Raw genomic sequence first — 16,111 nt, forward strand, 5'->3', positions numbered from 1 at the left:
TCGGGCGGGATTCACCGGGATGTCGGCTCCGCGGTCTTTGCTCGCACGCATGAGCACACCCATGCGTACCCGCGCCTCGCGCGTGGTGGCCGCCGCGGCAGCAGCAGCGCTGCTGCTCCCCGCGGCCGTCGCCGTCGCAGCGCCCCAGCACGGTCCCCGGCCGGGCGCTGGCCAGCACCACGGCGGCTCCCACCTCGCCGCCACCCTGGCCGGCCGCGCCACGCTGTCGGCCGACTACCTCGCCGACGGTCCGCCGTCGGGCGCAGCGGCCAGCCCGGGCAACGGGCGGCAGGGCCCGTGGGACGGGCAGGTCATCCCCGGGTTCTCCGCGATGATCGACAACCACGACGGCACCTTCTGGGCCCAGCCGGACAACGGGTTCGGCGCCAAGGGCAACTCCGCCGACTTCCTGCTGCGCAACTACCTGGTGCGTCCGCAGTGGGACACCGGTCGCAAGGGCTCCGGCGACATCAAGGTGCTCGACTTCATCGAGTACAACGACCGCAACGGCGTCCTGGACTTCGACATCGTCAACGAGGACACCGACGAGCGTCTGCTCACCGGCGCCGACTTCGACATCGAGTCGGTGGTCCGCGCCAAGGACGGCACCCTGTGGGTGGGCGAGGAGTTCGGCCCGTTCCTGCTGCACTTCGACGCCGACGGCACGCTGCTGGAGGCCCCGTACGAGTTCCCGGACGGCAAGTCGCCCGCCAACCCGTACCTCGAGCCCGGCGAGAAGCCGAACGTCGGCAGCAGCCGCGGCTTCGAGGCCATGGCCGGCAGCGGCCGCTACCTCTACCCCGTGGTCGAGGGCGCGCTGGCCGACGACGCCGACGCCCGCCGCCGCTGGATCTACCAGTTCGACACCCGCAAGGGCGAGTACACGGGCAAGCGCTGGGCCTACCAGACGGATCGCGAGGCCGACGTGATCGGCGACGCGTTCGCCACGGGACGCGACTCGATGCTGCTCATCGAGCGTGACGACTTCGAGGGCGACCAGTCGGTCATCAAGCGCGTGTACGAGATCGACCTGAGCCGCACGGACCGGGACGGCTACGTCCGCAAGGAGCTCGTCGTGGACGCGCTGCGCATCGACAACCCGCGCGGCATCGACGCCGGGGAGGGCTACGGCCTCGGTGACACCTTCAGCCTGCCCGTACAGTCCTTCGAGACCGTGCTGTTCGTCGACCGCGACACGCTGCTGATCGGCAACGACAACAACTATCCCGGCAACGACGCGCGCGTCACCGGCACGCCGGACGACACGGAGATGGCCCTCGTCGACCTGAAGAAGAAGCGCGTGACCGACGACGGCGTCACCGTCGTCGGGCACCGAGGGGCCTCCGGCTACCGGCCGGAGCACACGCTCGCCGCGTACGAGACCGCGATCAACCAGTGCGTCGACTACATCGAGCCCGACGTCGTGCCCACCAAGGACGGCGTGCTCGTCGCCCGGCACGAGAACGAGATCGGCGGCACGACCGACGTCGCCGCCCACCCGGAGTTCGCCGACCGCCGCACCACCAAGACGATCGACGGCACCTCGATCACCGGCTGGTTCACCGAGGACTTCACGCTCGCCGAGCTGCGCACCCTGCGCGCCGAGGAGCGCCTGCCGCAGGTCCGGCCGCAGAACGTCGCCTTCGACGGGCTCTACCAGGTGCCGACGCTCGACGAGGTGCTCGACCTGGCCCGGAACAGCCGCACCTGCGACGGCGCCCCCGTCGGCGTCTATCCGGAGACCAAGCACCCCAGCTACTTCGACTCGATCGGTCTCTCGCTGGAGGAGCCGCTGGTGCGCGAGCTGCACCGCAACGGGTTCGACCACGCGAACGCTCCCGTGATCGTCCAGTCCTTCGAGGTGGGCAACCTCCAGGACCTCGACGAGATGACCGACGTGCGGCTCGGCCAGCTCGTCAGCAACAGCGGCGCGCCCTACGACCTCGTGGCCGCCGGGGACCCGCGCACCTACGCGGACCTCGTCACCGCCGAGGGGCTCGCTGACATCGCGGCCTACGCCGACGGCATCGGCGCCGAGAAGAACGTGCTGATCCCGCGCCACGCCGACGGCACGCTCGCGGAGCCGAGCCCCGTGATCGACGACGCGCACGACGCGGGCCTGGAGGTGCACACCTGGACGTTCCGCCGGGAGAACCAGTTCCTCGCCGCGGACTTCCGCTCGTCGGCCGACCCGAACGGCGTCGGTGACATGGTGGGCGAGGTGCGGGTGTTCATGGAGGCCGGCCTGGACGGCTTCTTCACGGACAACCCGGACCTCGGCGTCGCAGCGCTGAGCTGACCAGCGGGTACATAAGAGGCCCCGTGCCGGGGTACATGCCTATGCTCCACATGTGCCCCGGCACGTCCATACCCAGCGCAGTCATCGCGTCGCGCGAGCCGCGGCGCTCGTCGTCGTCGGCGTGCTCGCCCTCGTGGGCGTCGGCAGCGCCGCCGCCTACCTCGACCTGAAGCAGCAGATCGGTGTCAGCGACGTGTCCGGCCTCGTCCAGGGACCGACACCGTCGTTCGACCCCGACGATCCGTTCACGGGACGCAGCCTCAACATCCTCGTGCTCGGCACCGACCTGCGCGGTGGAGAGAACACCGAGATCGCCGGTGCGGGCGACGGCGGGATGCGCTCGGACACCACCATGCTGGTGCACGTCTCCGGCGACCGCTCGCGCATGGAGGTGGTCTCCATACCCCGGGACTCGCTCGTCGAGATACCGTCCTGCAAGCTGCCCGACGGAACCGAGTCCGCCGCCGCCTACGGCATGTTCAACGGCGCGTTCACGATCGGCGGCGGCGCGCAGGAGGATCTCACGCACGCGGCCGCCTGCACCATCTCCACGGTGCAGAGCCTCACGGGCGTGCCCGTCACCCACCACATGGTGGTGCAGATGGACGGCGTGGTCGACGTGGTCGACGCGCTCGGCGGGGTACGGATGTGCCTGCCCGAACCACTCGTGCAGGACCCGGCATACGGGCGTTTCGAGCTCCCGGCAGGCGAGCAGACCCTCGACGGCCGGCAGGCCATCGGATTCCTGCGGGCGCGGCACGGTACCGGCCTCGGGCTCGAGCAGGGCAGCGACCTGACGCGGATCGCGCGGCAGCAGGCGTTCGTGGACGCGCTGGTGCGCCAGGTGCTGGACCAGAACCTCCTGACGAGCTCACCGCGGCTGTACCGCACCATCCAGGCGGTGCTGCGCGCCATCTCCGCCGACCCCGGCCTCGCCGACCCGGCGGCGCTCGCCGGTCTGGCCTACAGCATCCGCGACATCGACCCGGCGGACATCGTGTTCACCGAGCTTCCCGTGGTGGCTGCCCCGACCAACGCCAACCGGGTGGTCTGGACGGAGGAGGCCGAGGCGATCTGGGAGCGTTTGGCCGCCGACGAGCCGCCGCCCGCCGCCGAGACGCCGGCGTCGCCGTCGGACGGGAGCGGACGGGGAGCGGGTGAATCCTCGGACGGCCCGGTGGACGAGCCGTCCGGCGACGCCGCGGACCGGGGAGCCGGCGCGGGTGGCGGCACGGCGCCGCCGAACGCTCCTGACGCGTCCCCGTCGCCCTCGCGCCTGCCGGGTGTCTGCGCGGAGTGAACGCCAGACACGGCCTGAGAAGAGCCTGGGAACGGCTGGACTTAGTTACGCGATTGACGCAATGAGGCCATAGTCTCCGGTGCGTGGCGACTGACTTCTGGACGGCGGTCCGACCTGTCGGCGAGGTACTGCGAGGTGTACCCCGGCACGCGCGATCGGGCGAGCGGCAGCCCCGTCACGTCCGCAGCTGGCGCAAGATGTTCGTGTTCCGTGGCATCACGATGGGCGTCGTCGGTGCCATGGCGTTCGGCTCGGCCGCTGCCGCGACGGTGTACCAGAACGCGATCTCGCAGATCGAGGTCCAGGACCTGGAGGGCCTGGTGGCCCAGCAGGTCGAGCCGAAGGACCCGTCGGACCCGTTCAAGGACGAGCCGGTGAACCTGCTGCTGATGGGCACCGACATCCGGGACGGCACGAACGCCGACATCGGCGGGACGGTCTCCGGCATGCGGTCCGACACCACGATGCTGGTGCACATCTCGGCGGACCGGCAGTGGATCGAGATCGCGTCGCTGCCGCGCGACACGTTCACGGACATTCCGTCGTGCACGCTTCCGGACGGAAGCGTGACCCAGCCGCACCGCGACAAGTTCAACGCGTCCTTCGAGGCCGGCAGCGGCGGCACGTCGCTCAAGCATGCTGCCGCGTGCACCATCAACACGGTCAACGCCATGACCGGCGTGACCGTGACCAACCACGCGGTGGTCAAGATGAACGGCGTGATCGACGTGGTCGACGCGATCAACGGCGTGAAGATGTGCCTGCCCGAGGCGATCCACGGGGATCCGGCCTCCGCCCGCATCGACCTGCCGGCCGGGGAGAACAGGCTCGACGGCAAGACGGCCATCCAGTTCCTCCGGGTGCGCAAGGGCACCGGCATGGGGCTCGAGATGGGGAGCGACCTGACGCGGATCGAGCGGCAGCAGTCGTTCATCAACGCGACGCTCCGGCAGATCCTGTCCGCCGAGACCCTCGCCGACCCGACCAAGACCTTCCGCCTGATCAACGCGGCACTCGGGTCCCTCAGCGCCGACCCGGCCATCGCGAACCCGGGCAAGGTAGCCGGCCTCGCGTGGTCGCTGCGGGAGATCGACAAGCGGAACATCATCATGTCGAAGGTGCCGGTGTACGACGTCACCGAGGGCACGGCGAGCGGTCTGGCCTGGCAGCCGGAGGCCGCCGAGATCTTCGAGCGCATGGCGTCGGACACCCCTCCGGAGGAGGTCGTGCTGCCCGACGCGGAGCCGTCGGGCGCGCCCAGCGAGAGCGGTCAGCCCGAGGACGGTTCGACGGGCGGCGCCGAGGAGGGTGACGCGGGAGCCGGCGCGGAGCCCGAGGGCGAGACGGGGACCACCGAGGAGGCCGGGGACGCCACGGCCGGCGAGACCGGTACGGCCGACGACGGTACGGCGGAAGGCGGCGCGGCGGACACGACGAAGGAGCCGGCGAAGCCGAGCCCCAGCCCGGAGGTGCTGCTCGACGGCGTCTGCGCCTGACCGCTCGTCAGGGCCTGACCGTCCTGGTCGTGACCGCCAGGTGCTGTCAGGCCCCGCCGAGGATCAGGGACGCGGCCACGACCACCATGGTCACCGCGACCACGCTGTCGAGGACCCGCCACGCGCCCGGCTTCTCGAGCAGCGGGGCGAGGTAGCGGGCCCCGTAGCCGAGCGCGACGAACCATGCGGTGCTGGCCAGGCAGGCACCGAGCCCGAACCACCAGCGGTCGTCGCCGTGCGTCGCGGCGAGCCCGCCCACGAGCACCACGGTGTCGAGGTACACGTGCGGGTTCAGCCAGGTCAGGGTCAGGGTGGTCGCCACGGCGGCGCCGACCGTCCGGTTGGTCATGCTGTGCCGCCCCATGACCACGCGCTGTCCCTTCACGGCGCGGTAGCCGGCCATGCCGCCGTAGAGCAGCACGACGACGGCGCCGGCCCACCGCGCGATCTCGACCACGAGCGGCGCGCTCTGGATCATCGCGCCCAGCCCGCCGACCCCGGCGGAGATGAGCACGAAGTCGCTCACGGCGCAGATGCCCGCCACGAGCCCCACGTGCTCCCGGCGCAGTCCCTGGCGAAGCACGAAGACGTTCTGCGCCCCGACGGCGACGATGAGCGAGAGGCCGAAGGCCATGCCGGCAAGGGCGGAAAGCATGACTGAACGGTAGGAAGTCGGACAGCGGATGTCCGGTTCATGATTCGGAAGTGCGGAAGGACTGAAAGAGGGTTAATGATGTGGGTACGTCCATATTTCACGCAGGGAGCAGTCGGCGTGTTGCTTCTTTTCGCAGCGCCGTCGTGACCCGGTCGAGCACCGTGGAGCGCAGCTTCCACTGCTGCAGGTGGAGCGGGATGTCCAGGACGGCGTCGGGTTCCAGCAGCGTGATGCCGCCGCCGGTGCCCTCCTGGAGGCCGCCGATCGACGGCCGGTCCAGCAGCATGCCCCAGCCGAGGCCGAGCCGGATGGTCTCCTCGTACTCGACGGTGCTCGGGACGTGGTGCCGCGGCGGGCTCGCCCGTGGCGCGCGATCGCGCAGGTACATGTCCTGCAGGTCGTCGGTCCGGTCGAAGACGACGACGGGGGCGGCGTCCAGGGCCTGCGGCGTCGGGCCGTCGGGGAACCAGCGCCGCGCGAAGGTGCGGGTGCAGGCCGGGCGGTACCGCATGATCCCGAGCGGCGTGCTGCGGCAGCCCTGCACCTGAGCGGTCTGCGAGGTGACCGCCGCCATCACCACCCCCTCGCGCAGCAGGTCGGCGGTGCGGGTGTCGTCGGCCCGGTGCAGGTCGAAGGTGACGCCGTCCACCTGCGCCAGTGCGGGCAGCACCCACGTCGCCAGCGAATCGGCACTGACCGCGAGGGGCACGGTGACCAGGCCGGCCCGCGCCGCGGCGTCCTGCCCGCCGTCGACCCCCTCACCGGTGTCGTCGGTGCCGAGCTCCGCCGCGACCTCCGCCCCGAGCAGCTCCGTCTGCCGGGCGAGCCGCAGCAGCGCCTGACCCGGCGCTGTGGCGACCACCGGTCGGGCTCGCCGTACCAGCACGCTGCCCGCCGCGTTCTCCAGCGCGCGGATGCGCTGGCTCACCGCCGACGGCGTCACGTGCAGCGCCCGTGCTGCCGCGTCGAAGGAGCCCTCGGCGACCACGGCGGCCAGGGCTTCGAGCTGGCGGGAGTCCCATCGCATGCCCCCAGTGTGCCCCAGCATCAGTTCTGCTTACGTTGGTTGAGAAACATGAACTGGTCTTCAGCATGTCCGGCTGCCTAGCCTTGGGCCATGCTCGCCCTGCTCGCCGGACTCGGGTTCGGTCTCTCGCTCATCGTCGCCATCGGAGCCCAGAACGCCTTCGTGCTGCGCCAGGGACTGCGCCGCGAGCACCTGGGGGTCGTCGCGGTGATCTGCGCGGTGTCCGACGCCGTGCTGTACGCCGCGGGCGGCGCCGGCTTCGGCCCGCTCGTCGAGCGGTGGCCAGACGTCGTGGTGGTGCTCCGCTGGCTGGGCGCCGCCGTCGTGCTCGGGTACGGCGCCATGGCGGCCTGGCGCGCGGTGAAGGGTGACACGACGCTCGCCGCGGCCGACGACGGCGCCCTCGGCGACAGCCCCGGCCGGCGCCTCAAGCCCGTTGTGCTGACCACGCTGGCGCTCACCTGGCTCAACCCGCACGTGTACCTCGACACGGTGGTGCTGCAGGGTTCGGTCGCCGCCACGTACGGCGACGCCCGCTGGTGGTTCACCGCGGGCGCGATGATCTCCAGCGTCGCGTGGTTCGGCGGCCTCGCCTACGGGGCGCGCCTGCTCGCCCCGGTGCTGCGGCGCCCGAACGCCTGGCGTGTGCTCGACGGCGTGATCGCGCTGATCATGCTGGCCGTCGCGGTCTCGCTGCTCGCGGGGTCGTGACTGGCCGGTTGTTGCTGGCGGGTCGTGACTGGCGGGGGCGTGACTGGCGGGGGCGTGACTGGCGGGTTGGCGGGCTGGGAACGTCGGCGTCGCCGAACCGCACGTTGCGCGCTGGTCGGGGGTCGAGCCGCACGTTGCTGGCGGGCCAGGGGGTCGAGCCGCAAGTTGGTGGCGCATCCGGCGCCGAGCCGAAGGTTCCACGTCGATCAGGGCGCGGATCGACGTGGAACCTTCGGCTCGGCGCCGCTAGTGACGTGGATCTTGCGGTTCGGCACTGCCGGTGACGTGCAGCCTGCGGTTCGGCGGGCCAGTGACGTGGATCTTGCGGTTCGGCGTCGCCGGCTACGTGCAGCCTGCGGTTCGGTCGCGCCGTCGGCGGCTCACCTGCTGTTCGGCGGATCGTAGGGCGGCCTCGTCCGGGCGTAACGTGCGGTTCGCCGCAACCGCGTGCCGGTCAGCCGCCCAGCCGCGCCAGCCGGGCGACGGCCTCGTGGAGCACGTCATCGCTCTTGACGAACGTGAAGCGCAGATGGCCCGCCAGCGCCTCCGCCGTCGGCGAGCCCGCGCGGCAGAACGCCGAGGCCGGGATCGCCACCACGCCGGCCAGCTCGGGCAGCCGGCGGCTCAGCTCGGCGCCGTCGGGCAGGCCGAGGCGGCGCAGCAGGGCCGACGCATCGGCCATCACGAAGTAGGTGCCCGCGGGCCGCGTCACCGTGAAGCCCGCCGCCTCGAGGCCCGCGCACAGGAGGTCCTTGCGGCCGGTGAGGGACGCGGCCAGGGCGCTGGGGGTGTCGTCGTCGGCCAGCGCCTGTGCGATCGCGGGCTGGAAGGGCGAACCCGAGGTGTAGGTGAGGAACTGCTTGACGGCCCGCACCGCCGTGACCAGCTCGGCCGGCCCGTGCAGCCAGCCGATCTTCCAGCCGGTGAACGAGAAGGTCTTGCCCGACGACGAGACGGTCAGCGTCCGCTCCGCCATGCCGGGGAGGGTGGCGATCGGGACGTGCTCGGCGCCGAACGTGAGGTGCTCGTAGACCTCGTCGGTCACGACTATCGCGTCCCGCTCCCGCGCGACGGCGGCGACCGCCGCGAGCTCGTCCCGGGTCAGCACCGCCCCGGTCGGGTTGTGCGGGGAGTTCAGCAGGATCATCCGCAGCCGTGGCGACGCGGCCGCCCGGAGCGCGTCGACGTCGAGCCGGAAGCCGTCCGGCCCCGGCAGCAGGGGAGCGGTGACGTGTGTCGCCCCGGACATGCCGATCGCCGCGGCGTGGGAGTCGTAGAACGGCTCCAGCGTGAGTACCTCGTCACCCGGCCGGGTCAGCGCGAGGACCGACGCGGTCAGGGCCTCCGTCGCGCCGGTGGTCACCAGCACCTCGGTACCCGGGTCGACGTCCAGCCCGTAGTGCCGCTTCTGATGGTCCGCGACGGCCTGTCGCAGCTCCGGCACGCCGTCGCCCGGCGCGTACTGGTTGCGGCCCTCCTCGATCGCCCGGATCGCCGCCCGCTTGACGTACTCGGGCCCATCGACGTCCGGGAAGCCCTGGCCGAGGTTGATCGCCCCGGTGCGGACGGCCAGCGCCGACATCTCGGCGAAGATCGTGACGGCGACGCTGCCGTCGTCGGCCAGGAGGCCGGCGGCGCTCGCGGTGTCCTGCCAGCGTTCCCGGCCGCGGCCAGGTGAATGGAGGGAGCTCATGGGGTCGACGATAGCCATCGGCCGTCCACCGTGAGTTCATCTCCGGCATGCCGGACAACCCGCTTTACCTGCGCGTATGTGGACAACCCTGTGGATGTGGTGGATAACTCCGAGCCTTGGGGAAAGTTATCCACAGGGTGGTCTGCGAAGGTGAACATTTGGCTCTACGTTGTCGGCCATGGGCGAAGAGGGGGCGCGCATCCTCGAGCGCGAGGTGCGCGAGCTGGTGCGGCGCAGGGGGCTGGACCCGATCGGCGACCGGGCGGGACTGTCGAGTCTGGTGACCGACGCGGTGGGTGACTACGCGACGCGGGCGAGCGTCGGTGTGGTGCCACCGCTCGTGGACGCCGCGGCAGCGGCCCGGGAGGTGACGGATGCCGTCGGTGGGTTCGGGCCGCTGCAGCCCTACCTCGACGACCCGGAGATCGAGGAGGTCTGGCTCAACGCCCCGACGCACGTGTACGTCGCGCGGCGCGGTGTGCCTGAGCTGACCAGCACCGTCCTGACCACGGAGCAGGTCCGCGACCTCGTGGAGCGCATGCTCAAGACCTCGGGGCGGCGCCTCGACCTGTCGAGTCCGTTCGTGGACGCCCGGCTGCCCGGTGGCGAGCGCCTGCACGTCGTCATCCCGGACATCACGCGCGCACATTTCGCCGTGAACATCCGCAAGCACGTGGTGCGGGCCCACTCGCTGACGGACATGGTCCGGCTCGGGTCGCTCACGGCCCAGGCCGCCACCTTCCTCGACGCGGCGGTGCGGGCAGGGCTGAACGTGCTGGTGTCCGGGCAGACCCAGGCGGGCAAGACCACGATGCTCAACGCCCTGGCGGGGTCGATCCCGGGCTCCGAGCGGGTCATCTCGGCCGAGGAGGTCTGGGAGCTGCGTCTCCCGGTCCGCGACCACGTAGCGCTCCAGACGCGTCCGGCGAGCCTCGAGGGTACGGGGGAGGTACCGCTGCGGCGCCTGGTCAAGGAGGCGCTGCGGATGCGCCCGGACCGGATAGTGATCGGCGAGGTCCGCGAGGCCGAGGCGTTCGACCTGCTCATCGCGCTGAACAGCGGGATCCCCGGCATGTGCACGCTCCATGCCAACACGGCGCGTGAGGCGGTGGCCAAGATGACGACGCTCCCGCTGCTCGCGGGGGAGAACGTGTCCGACCGGTTCGTGGTGCCCACCGTTGCCTCCGCGGTGGACCTCGTGGTGCACCTCGGCCTGAGCCGGACGGCGGACGGCGTGGTGCGGCGCCAGGTGCGCGAGATCGTGGCCGTGACCGGGCGCGTCGAGGAGGGTCGCATCGAGACGGCGGGCATCTTCGACCGCGACGCCGACGGTGACCTGCGCCGCGGCGACGGGATGCCGCCCGCCGAGGACCGGTTCGAGCGCGCGGGGTTCGACGTGCGGGCACTGCTCGCGGACCAGCGAGCCGTCCCGGTCGGGTCCGGGCGCACGACCGTCGGCCCCTGGGCGGGTGCGGGCCCCCGGACGGGCGCCGGCCCCTGGGGCGTGCGCTGATGGGCGTCGTGGTGGGCCTGCTCCTGGGGGCCGGCCTGTTCTGCGTGTGGTGGTCGTCCTGGACGCCGACGCCGCGGGCCGTCGGACGTGTGACCTGGCAGATGCGCACCCGCGACCTGCTGACGCAGGCCGGCGCGCCCTCCGTCACGCCGGCGATGCTCGTCGGCGCCTGTGTCGCGCTCGGCGTGGTGACCCTGCTGCTGGGGCTCGCGCTGACCCGGTCGCCGGCCATCGCCGTCTGCTTCGCCGTGCTGGCAGCACCCGGCCCGGTGCTGCTGGTGCGCGCACGGGCCCGCCGCCGCCGTCGGGCGCTGCGGGAGGTGTGGCCCGAGGTGGTCGACCACCTCGCGTCCGGGGTGCGTGCCGGGCTGTCGCTGCCCGAGGCCGTCGCGCAGCTCGGCTACCGCGGCCCGGTCGAGCTGCGCGAGCCGTTCAGCCGCTTCGCCCACGACTACCGTGCGGGCGGCCGGTTCGGGGACGCGCTCGACGCGCTCAAGGAACGCCTGGCCGACCCGGTGGCCGACCGCATCGTCGAGGCCCTCCGCCTCACCCGCGAGGTCGGCGGGCAGGACCTCGGCCGGCTCCTGCGCACGCTCAGCGGCTTCCTGCGAGAGGACGCCGCGACGCGAGGCGAGCTGGAGGCCCGTCAGAGCTGGACCGTGAACGGCGCCCGTGTCGCGGTCGCCGGACCGTGGGTGGTGCTCGCCCTCCTCGCCACCCGTCCCGAGACTGCCGGCGCCTACGACTCGCCCACCGGCATCGCGGTACTCGTCACGGGCGGGCTCTGCGCGCTGGTCGCCTACCGGGTGATGCTGCGGATCGGCCGCCTGCCCGCCGAGCGCAGGGTGCTGCGATGACCGGCTGGGCGGCGGGGGCGCTCGCCGGCCTCGGTGTCGCGCTCGGGCTGCTGATCGTCCTCGCCCGGCTGCGCGCCCGCGCCGTCACCCTCGACGAACGGCTCGCACCGTACCTGCGCCCGCGCTCGGCGACCTCGACCCTGCTGCGGGAGGTCAGCCGCACCTCCGCGGTGGTCCGCCTGCTCGGCCTGCACGACGTCGGGGCGCGCCTCGAGCGGTTCGGGTCACCCCGCGAGGAGGTGCGGCGCCGGCTCGACCGTGCGGGATCGGCCGAGTCGGTGGACCACTTCCGAGCCAGGCAGGTCGTATGGACGGTCGCCGGCCTGGCCGCGGGCCTCGGCCTCGCGCTGCTGCTCGCGGCGACGCGCGGAGCGGCGGTGGTGCCCCTGGTGGCACTGGTGGTCGTCGCGGGCGGTTGCGGGTACGCGGCCTGCGACCAGGCGCTGACGACGCGCGTCCGGCGGCGCGAGGAGCGGCTGCTCGCGGAGCTGCCCACCATCGCGGAGCTGCTGGCCCTCGCGGTGGCCGCGGGGGAGAGCCCGCCCGCGGCCCTGGAACGGGTCGCCTCGACGGCGCGCGGCGAGCTGGCCGGCGAGATCCGGCGCATGGTCGCGGAGGTCCGCGCCGGCGCGCCGGTGACGGTCGCCCTCACCGCGCTCGCGGACCGGTCGGGACTGCCGCCCCTCTCCCGTTTCGCCGAGGGGGTCGTGGTGGCGTTGGAGCGCGGAACCCCATTGGCGGAAGTACTGCGCGCGCAGGCGGACGACGTGCGCGAGGCCGGCCGTCGTGCCCTCCTGGAGGCGGGCGGTCGCAAGGAGATCCTGATGATGGTCCCGGTCGTGTTCCTGGTGCTTCCGGTCACCGTCGTCTTCGCAGTTTTCCCCAGCCTGGCCACCCTCCGGATCGGGCTCTGACATGACCCTGCGAACGGGTCTGCCGACGAAAGGAAGCGCCATGCGTGACAACCGCGAGCTCGAGACCGGTGACGGCGAACGGGGCGACGTGCCCGGCTGGGTCCTGGTGACCCTGATGACGGCAGGCCTCGTGGTCGCGCTCTGGGCGGTCGCCGGGCCACTGCTGGAGAACGCGTTCCGGCAGGCGATCAGCAGCGTCACGGGTCAGGGGTGAGCTCAGGCCGGCCGGAGCACGGCTCCGCAGCCGTCGAGTTCCTGCTGGTGTCCGTGCTGGTGCTGGCCCTGCTGCTCGGGGTGGTGCAGGTGGCGCTCGCCGTGCACGTGCGCTCCCTCGCCACCGACGCGGCGGCCGAGGGCGCACGGGTGGCGGCTCGCGCGGACCGGAGCCCGGCCGACGGCGTCGCGCGTACCCGGGCGCTCCTGGCGGACGCCCTCACCGGGGACTACGCCCGCGACGTCACGGCGGGCCGGGCCACCCTCGACGGTGCCGCGGTCATCGAGGTGACGGTGCGGGCGCCGCTGCCCGTGGTCGGCCTGCTGGGGCCGGGCGGGACGCTGACGGTCCGCGGGCACGCGCTGGAGGAGACGTGGTGAGCCCCGCCGGGACGCCGGGGGAGCGCGGCTCCGCGATGGTCGAGTTCCTCGGCGTCGCGCTGATCCTGCTGATCCCCCTGGTCTACCTCGTGGTGACGCTGGGCCGGGTCCAGGCGGGCGCGTTCGCGGCTGAGGGCGCGGCCAGGGAGGCGGTGCGTGCCATGGTCACCGCGGAGTCGTCGGCGGCCGGCGGGGGCCGCGCGGAGGCCGCGGTCGGGATCGCGTTGTCCGACCAGGGCTTCGCGCGCGACGACGCCGCCCTGTCCCTGGAGTGCTCCGCGTCTCCGTGCCTGACGCCGGGTGCCGCCGTGGGCGCTGTCGTGCGGGTGGAGGTACCGCTGCCGCTGCTGCCCGACGCCGTGCGCGGGTGGGTGCCGTTGTCCGTCCCCGTCGAGGCTGCTCGCACCGGGACCGTCGACCGGTACGCGGAGGAGCGGCACTGAGCGTCGACGCCGGGGCGGCGAGCGGGTACGGCGACGGCCCGCGCCCTGGGGACGCGGGCCGTCGTCGTGCTGTCCGTCCGGTCAGGTCGTCACGGGACCGAGCACGTCGCCGTGGGAAGGTTGCTGTTTCCGTTCCGGTAGACCGTGATGCCGAAGTTGTCACCAGCCCCGTTCGGCGTCGCCGTCAGGGTGCCGCTGGTGCCGGAGACCGTGGCGTTCCACGAGTTCTGCAGGGTCTGGCCGCCCTGCAGCTGGATCGCGACGCGCCAGGCGGAGCTGCCGGAGACCGCGAGCGAGACGTTGAACCGGTCGCTCCATTCGTTCGACCGGGTGACGGTGACGGTGCAGCCGTCACCGGGCCCCGGGTCGGGGTCCGGGTTGGTGCTGCCGCCGGCGTTCAGGGCGTCCAGGGTGTAGTTGTACGCGGCCTTCTTGTTGCCGTTGCCGTCGAACAGCAACGGTGTGTCGCTGGCCCGCCACGAGTCCGAGTCACGCACACCCCAGACGCTGATGCCGGTACAGCGCGCAACGGCGAGGCAGGCCTGGACGATGCCGCGGTACTGCTCCGCCTGCGAGGTGCCGGAGCCGGCGATGTCGAGCTCGGTGATCTGGACGTCGACCCCGAGGGCCGCGAAGTTGCCCAGCGTCTCGTGGTAGTTGTTCGGCACCGGGTTGCCGCTGTTGAAGTGCCCCTGGAAGCCGACGCAGTCGATCGGCACGCCACGGGCCTTGAAGTCGCGGACCATGTTGTACACGGCCTGGGTCTTGGCGTGCGACCAGTTGTCGGTGTTGTAGTCGTTGTAGCAGAGCTTGGCGTTCGGGTCGGCCGTCCGGGCGGCGCGGAAGGCCGCCTCGATCCAGTCGTTGCCGGTGCGCTGCAGGTTCGAGTCGCGGCGGGCACCGGAGGAACCGTCGGCGAACGCCTCGTTCACCACGTCCCAGGAGTGGATCTTGCCGCGGTAGTGGGTGGCCACCTGGGTGACGTGGTTGAGCATCGCGTTGCGCAGGGCGGAGCCGCTCATGTTCTGCATCCAGCCGGGCTGCTGGGAGTGCCAGGCCAGCGTGTGGCCGCGGACCTGCTTGCCGTTGCTCTGGGCCCAGTTCACGATCTGGTCGCCGGCACTGAAGTTGAACTGGTTCTGGTTCGGCTCGGTCGCGTCGAGCTTCATCTCGTTCTCGGCGGTGACCATGTTGAACTCGCGGTTCGCGATGGTCGTGTACTGCGAGTCGGAGAGCTTGTGCCCGGCGATCGCGGTGCCGAAGTACCGGCCCGACTCCGAGGCCGCTGCCTGCAGCGTGCTGCCGGCCGCCTGTGCGGTGGTGGCGGCCACGCCGCCGGCGAGTACCACTGCGGTGAGGGTGGCGAGCGAGATGGCTCGCAACCTGCGCCGGGGGCGCGGTGGGGTGAGCTTTCGGGTCATCGTTGATCCCTTCTTGTGGGACGTGCCGTCGTCGGCCCGTCGAACGTGGAAAAGGATTTCGATGCTCGGGGGCTGGTGTCAAGGGAATCTGCTAAACGTTTTCGAAGGTGAAACGTTTAGGTTTGTCCGAGCCCGGCCGCGGGGCGTTCTTCGGGGCCTGGCGGAGTCGGCGCCGGCCGTGCGCGACTCCACGGTCCGCCACATAATGAGTGCATGAGGCGCCCTCGCAGGCCAAACGCTCGCAACGAGGGCAGCGGGGGTGTCGCGCGCCGGCTGCGCCCGCCGCGTCGCGGGTGGGAGCCGCCGACGGACGGCGAGAGCGGACGGATCATGCTGCTTACCTCAGCGTTCGTCGCCTTCGCCCTGATGCTCGTCGCGGTCGTCGCGTCAGCGAGCGCGGTCCACCTGGACCGCAAGGCGCTCTACGACGTGGCGGACCTCGCGGCGGCCGACGCCGCGAGCGCGATGTCGCCCGAGGCCTTCTACACGGGCTCCGGTGTGCCGGCTCCGGGCGCGCCGCTCACGCTGTCCGACGCCGCGGTGCGTGCTGCCGTCGAGCAGTACCTCGCGGAGCACCCGCCAGGGATGCCCGTCGCGGTGGCGGAGGCGTCCTCGCCGGACGGCCGGTCGGCCCGCGTGACGCTGGCCGCCGTGTCCAGCCCACCGCTGCTGGACTGGTTCACCGGTGCGTTCGGTGGCGGGATCAGGGTGTCGGCGTCGTCGACGGCACGGGCGGGTTGAGTCCGGGACGCCTGTCGGTGTGGCCGGTGCCTGCTGGTGACTGTCGGTGGTTTATGGGTGCTCGGTGGTTCGTGGTGCTGGTCGGTACCTACCGCTGGTGCCGGTCGGCGGTGCCTGGGCGGCGGTTCGTGGGTGGTCCGTGCGTGCCCGTCGCTGCCCGACTGCAGAGTTGGTCGCGGTCCCCGATGCCGACTGCAGAGTGAGGTGCGGCGCTGAGGGTCGTAGCCGCAACCAACTCTGCAGTCGGCATCACCCGCCGCGACCAGGTCTGCAGTCGACCCTGTAGGCGAGCCGCTGGCCCAGCTTGCGCCCAGCTATGCCGCCGGGCGGAGCCGAGGGTCGCGCCGGCCCGCCGAGTAGAGCTGAGCCGGACCCGAGCCGGACCGAGCCGGACCCGAGCCGGACCGAGCCGGACCCGAGCCGGACCGAGCCGGACCCGAGCCGGAC

The 16,111-nt window shown here is 72.2% G+C and carries 16 protein-coding genes; 11 read left to right on the forward strand and 5 right to left on the reverse strand.

The genetic code is table 11. The annotated features are described in order from the left end of the window. The first annotated feature begins 49 nt into the window (after positions 1 to 49). From ACYVK7_RS18350 to ACYVK7_RS18360, 3 genes are all read left to right on the forward strand, one after another. Positions 50 to 2,299, forward strand: coding sequence for an esterase-like activity of phytase family protein (locus tag ACYVK7_RS18350; RefSeq protein WP_460889152.1), 2,250 nt, complete (start codon positions 50 to 52; stop codon positions 2,297 to 2,299). Positions 2,300 to 2,351: 52 nt separating this feature from the next. Further along, positions 2,352 to 3,599 carry an LCP family protein gene (locus tag ACYVK7_RS18355; protein WP_460889153.1) on the forward strand — a complete coding sequence of 416 codons (1,248 nt, stop codon included), beginning with the start codon at positions 2,352 to 2,354 and terminating at the stop codon, positions 3,597 to 3,599. An 83-nt stretch (positions 3,600 to 3,682) separates the two neighbouring features. Next, complete coding sequence (locus ACYVK7_RS18360; RefSeq protein WP_460889154.1) at positions 3,683 to 5,095, forward strand: LCP family protein; 1,413 nt, start codon at positions 3,683 to 3,685, stop codon at positions 5,093 to 5,095. A gap of 46 nt (positions 5,096 to 5,141) precedes the next feature. Here the strand turns inward: ACYVK7_RS18360 and ACYVK7_RS18365 are convergent, their stop codons facing one another. Continuing rightward, the gene (locus ACYVK7_RS18365) at positions 5,142 to 5,750 is read right to left on the reverse strand and encodes a LysE/ArgO family amino acid transporter (protein ID WP_460889155.1); all 609 of its coding nucleotides are present in this window, start codon (positions 5,748 to 5,750) and stop codon (positions 5,142 to 5,144) included. A gap of 97 nt (positions 5,751 to 5,847) precedes the next feature. Then, entirely contained in the window at positions 5,848 to 6,777 is a 930-nt protein-coding gene (locus tag ACYVK7_RS18370; RefSeq protein WP_460889156.1) for a LysR family transcriptional regulator ArgP, read from the reverse strand. A gap of 90 nt (positions 6,778 to 6,867) precedes the next feature. On the opposite strand from ACYVK7_RS18370, the gene ACYVK7_RS18375 reads away from it, so the two are divergent. After that, positions 6,868 to 7,488, forward strand: coding sequence for a LysE/ArgO family amino acid transporter (locus tag ACYVK7_RS18375; protein WP_460889157.1), 621 nt, complete (start codon positions 6,868 to 6,870; stop codon positions 7,486 to 7,488). Between the two features lie 454 nt (positions 7,489 to 7,942). Here the strand turns inward: ACYVK7_RS18375 and ACYVK7_RS18380 are convergent, their stop codons facing one another. Next, the gene (locus tag ACYVK7_RS18380) at positions 7,943 to 9,181 is read right to left on the reverse strand and encodes an aminotransferase class I/II-fold pyridoxal phosphate-dependent enzyme (RefSeq protein ID WP_460889158.1); all 1,239 of its coding nucleotides are present in this window, start codon (positions 9,179 to 9,181) and stop codon (positions 7,943 to 7,945) included. Between the two features lie 178 nt (positions 9,182 to 9,359). Between ACYVK7_RS18380 and ACYVK7_RS18385 the strand changes: the two genes are divergently transcribed. The 6 genes from ACYVK7_RS18385 to ACYVK7_RS18410 are packed head-to-tail and all read left to right on the forward strand — an operon-like array spanning position 9,360 to position 13,502. Beyond that, positions 9,360 to 10,694 (forward strand): CpaF family protein, encoded by a 1,335-nt coding sequence (locus tag ACYVK7_RS18385; RefSeq protein ID WP_460889159.1) that lies wholly within the window; start codon positions 9,360 to 9,362, stop codon positions 10,692 to 10,694. Continuing rightward, on the forward strand, positions 10,694 to 11,551 hold the full coding sequence (locus ACYVK7_RS18390) for a type II secretion system F family protein (RefSeq protein WP_460889160.1): 858 nt from the start codon (positions 10,694 to 10,696) through the stop codon (positions 11,549 to 11,551). Before ACYVK7_RS18385 ends, ACYVK7_RS18390 begins: the two co-directional genes overlap by 1 nt. Then, a complete protein-coding gene (locus ACYVK7_RS18395) occupies positions 11,548 to 12,465 on the forward strand; it encodes a type II secretion system F family protein (RefSeq protein WP_460889161.1) in 918 nt (305 codons plus the stop codon). The genes ACYVK7_RS18390 and ACYVK7_RS18395 overlap by 4 nt, the downstream gene beginning before the upstream one ends. Positions 12,466 to 12,505: 40 nt before the next feature. Continuing rightward, positions 12,506 to 12,679, forward strand: coding sequence for a hypothetical protein (locus ACYVK7_RS18400; RefSeq protein WP_460889162.1), 174 nt, complete (start codon positions 12,506 to 12,508; stop codon positions 12,677 to 12,679). After that, on the forward strand, positions 12,676 to 13,059 hold the full coding sequence (locus tag ACYVK7_RS18405) for a TadE/TadG family type IV pilus assembly protein (RefSeq protein ID WP_460889163.1): 384 nt from the start codon (positions 12,676 to 12,678) through the stop codon (positions 13,057 to 13,059). The genes ACYVK7_RS18400 and ACYVK7_RS18405 overlap by 4 nt, the downstream gene beginning before the upstream one ends. Next, positions 13,056 to 13,502, forward strand: a complete 447-nt coding sequence (locus ACYVK7_RS18410) for a pilus assembly protein (protein ID WP_460889164.1) — start codon at positions 13,056 to 13,058, stop codon at positions 13,500 to 13,502. The genes ACYVK7_RS18405 and ACYVK7_RS18410 overlap by 4 nt, the downstream gene beginning before the upstream one ends. An 89-nt stretch (positions 13,503 to 13,591) precedes the next feature. On the opposite strand, the gene ACYVK7_RS18415 is transcribed toward ACYVK7_RS18410, so the two are convergent. Continuing rightward, positions 13,592 to 14,923, reverse strand: coding sequence for an endo-1,4-beta-xylanase (locus ACYVK7_RS18415; RefSeq protein WP_460889165.1), 1,332 nt, complete (start codon positions 14,921 to 14,923; stop codon positions 13,592 to 13,594). A gap of 330 nt (positions 14,924 to 15,253) precedes the next feature. On the opposite strand from ACYVK7_RS18415, the gene ACYVK7_RS18420 reads away from it, so the two are divergent. Next, positions 15,254 to 15,664, forward strand: a complete 411-nt coding sequence (locus ACYVK7_RS18420) for a hypothetical protein (protein ID WP_460889166.1) — start codon at positions 15,254 to 15,256, stop codon at positions 15,662 to 15,664. A gap of 249 nt (positions 15,665 to 15,913) precedes the next feature. On the opposite strand, the gene ACYVK7_RS18425 is transcribed toward ACYVK7_RS18420, so the two are convergent. After that, positions 15,914 to 16,111, reverse strand: a 198-nt coding sequence (locus ACYVK7_RS18425) for a hypothetical protein (RefSeq protein ID WP_460889167.1), incomplete at its 5' end; no start/stop codon positions are given.

The organism is Promicromonospora xylanilytica (assembly GCF_054782895.1).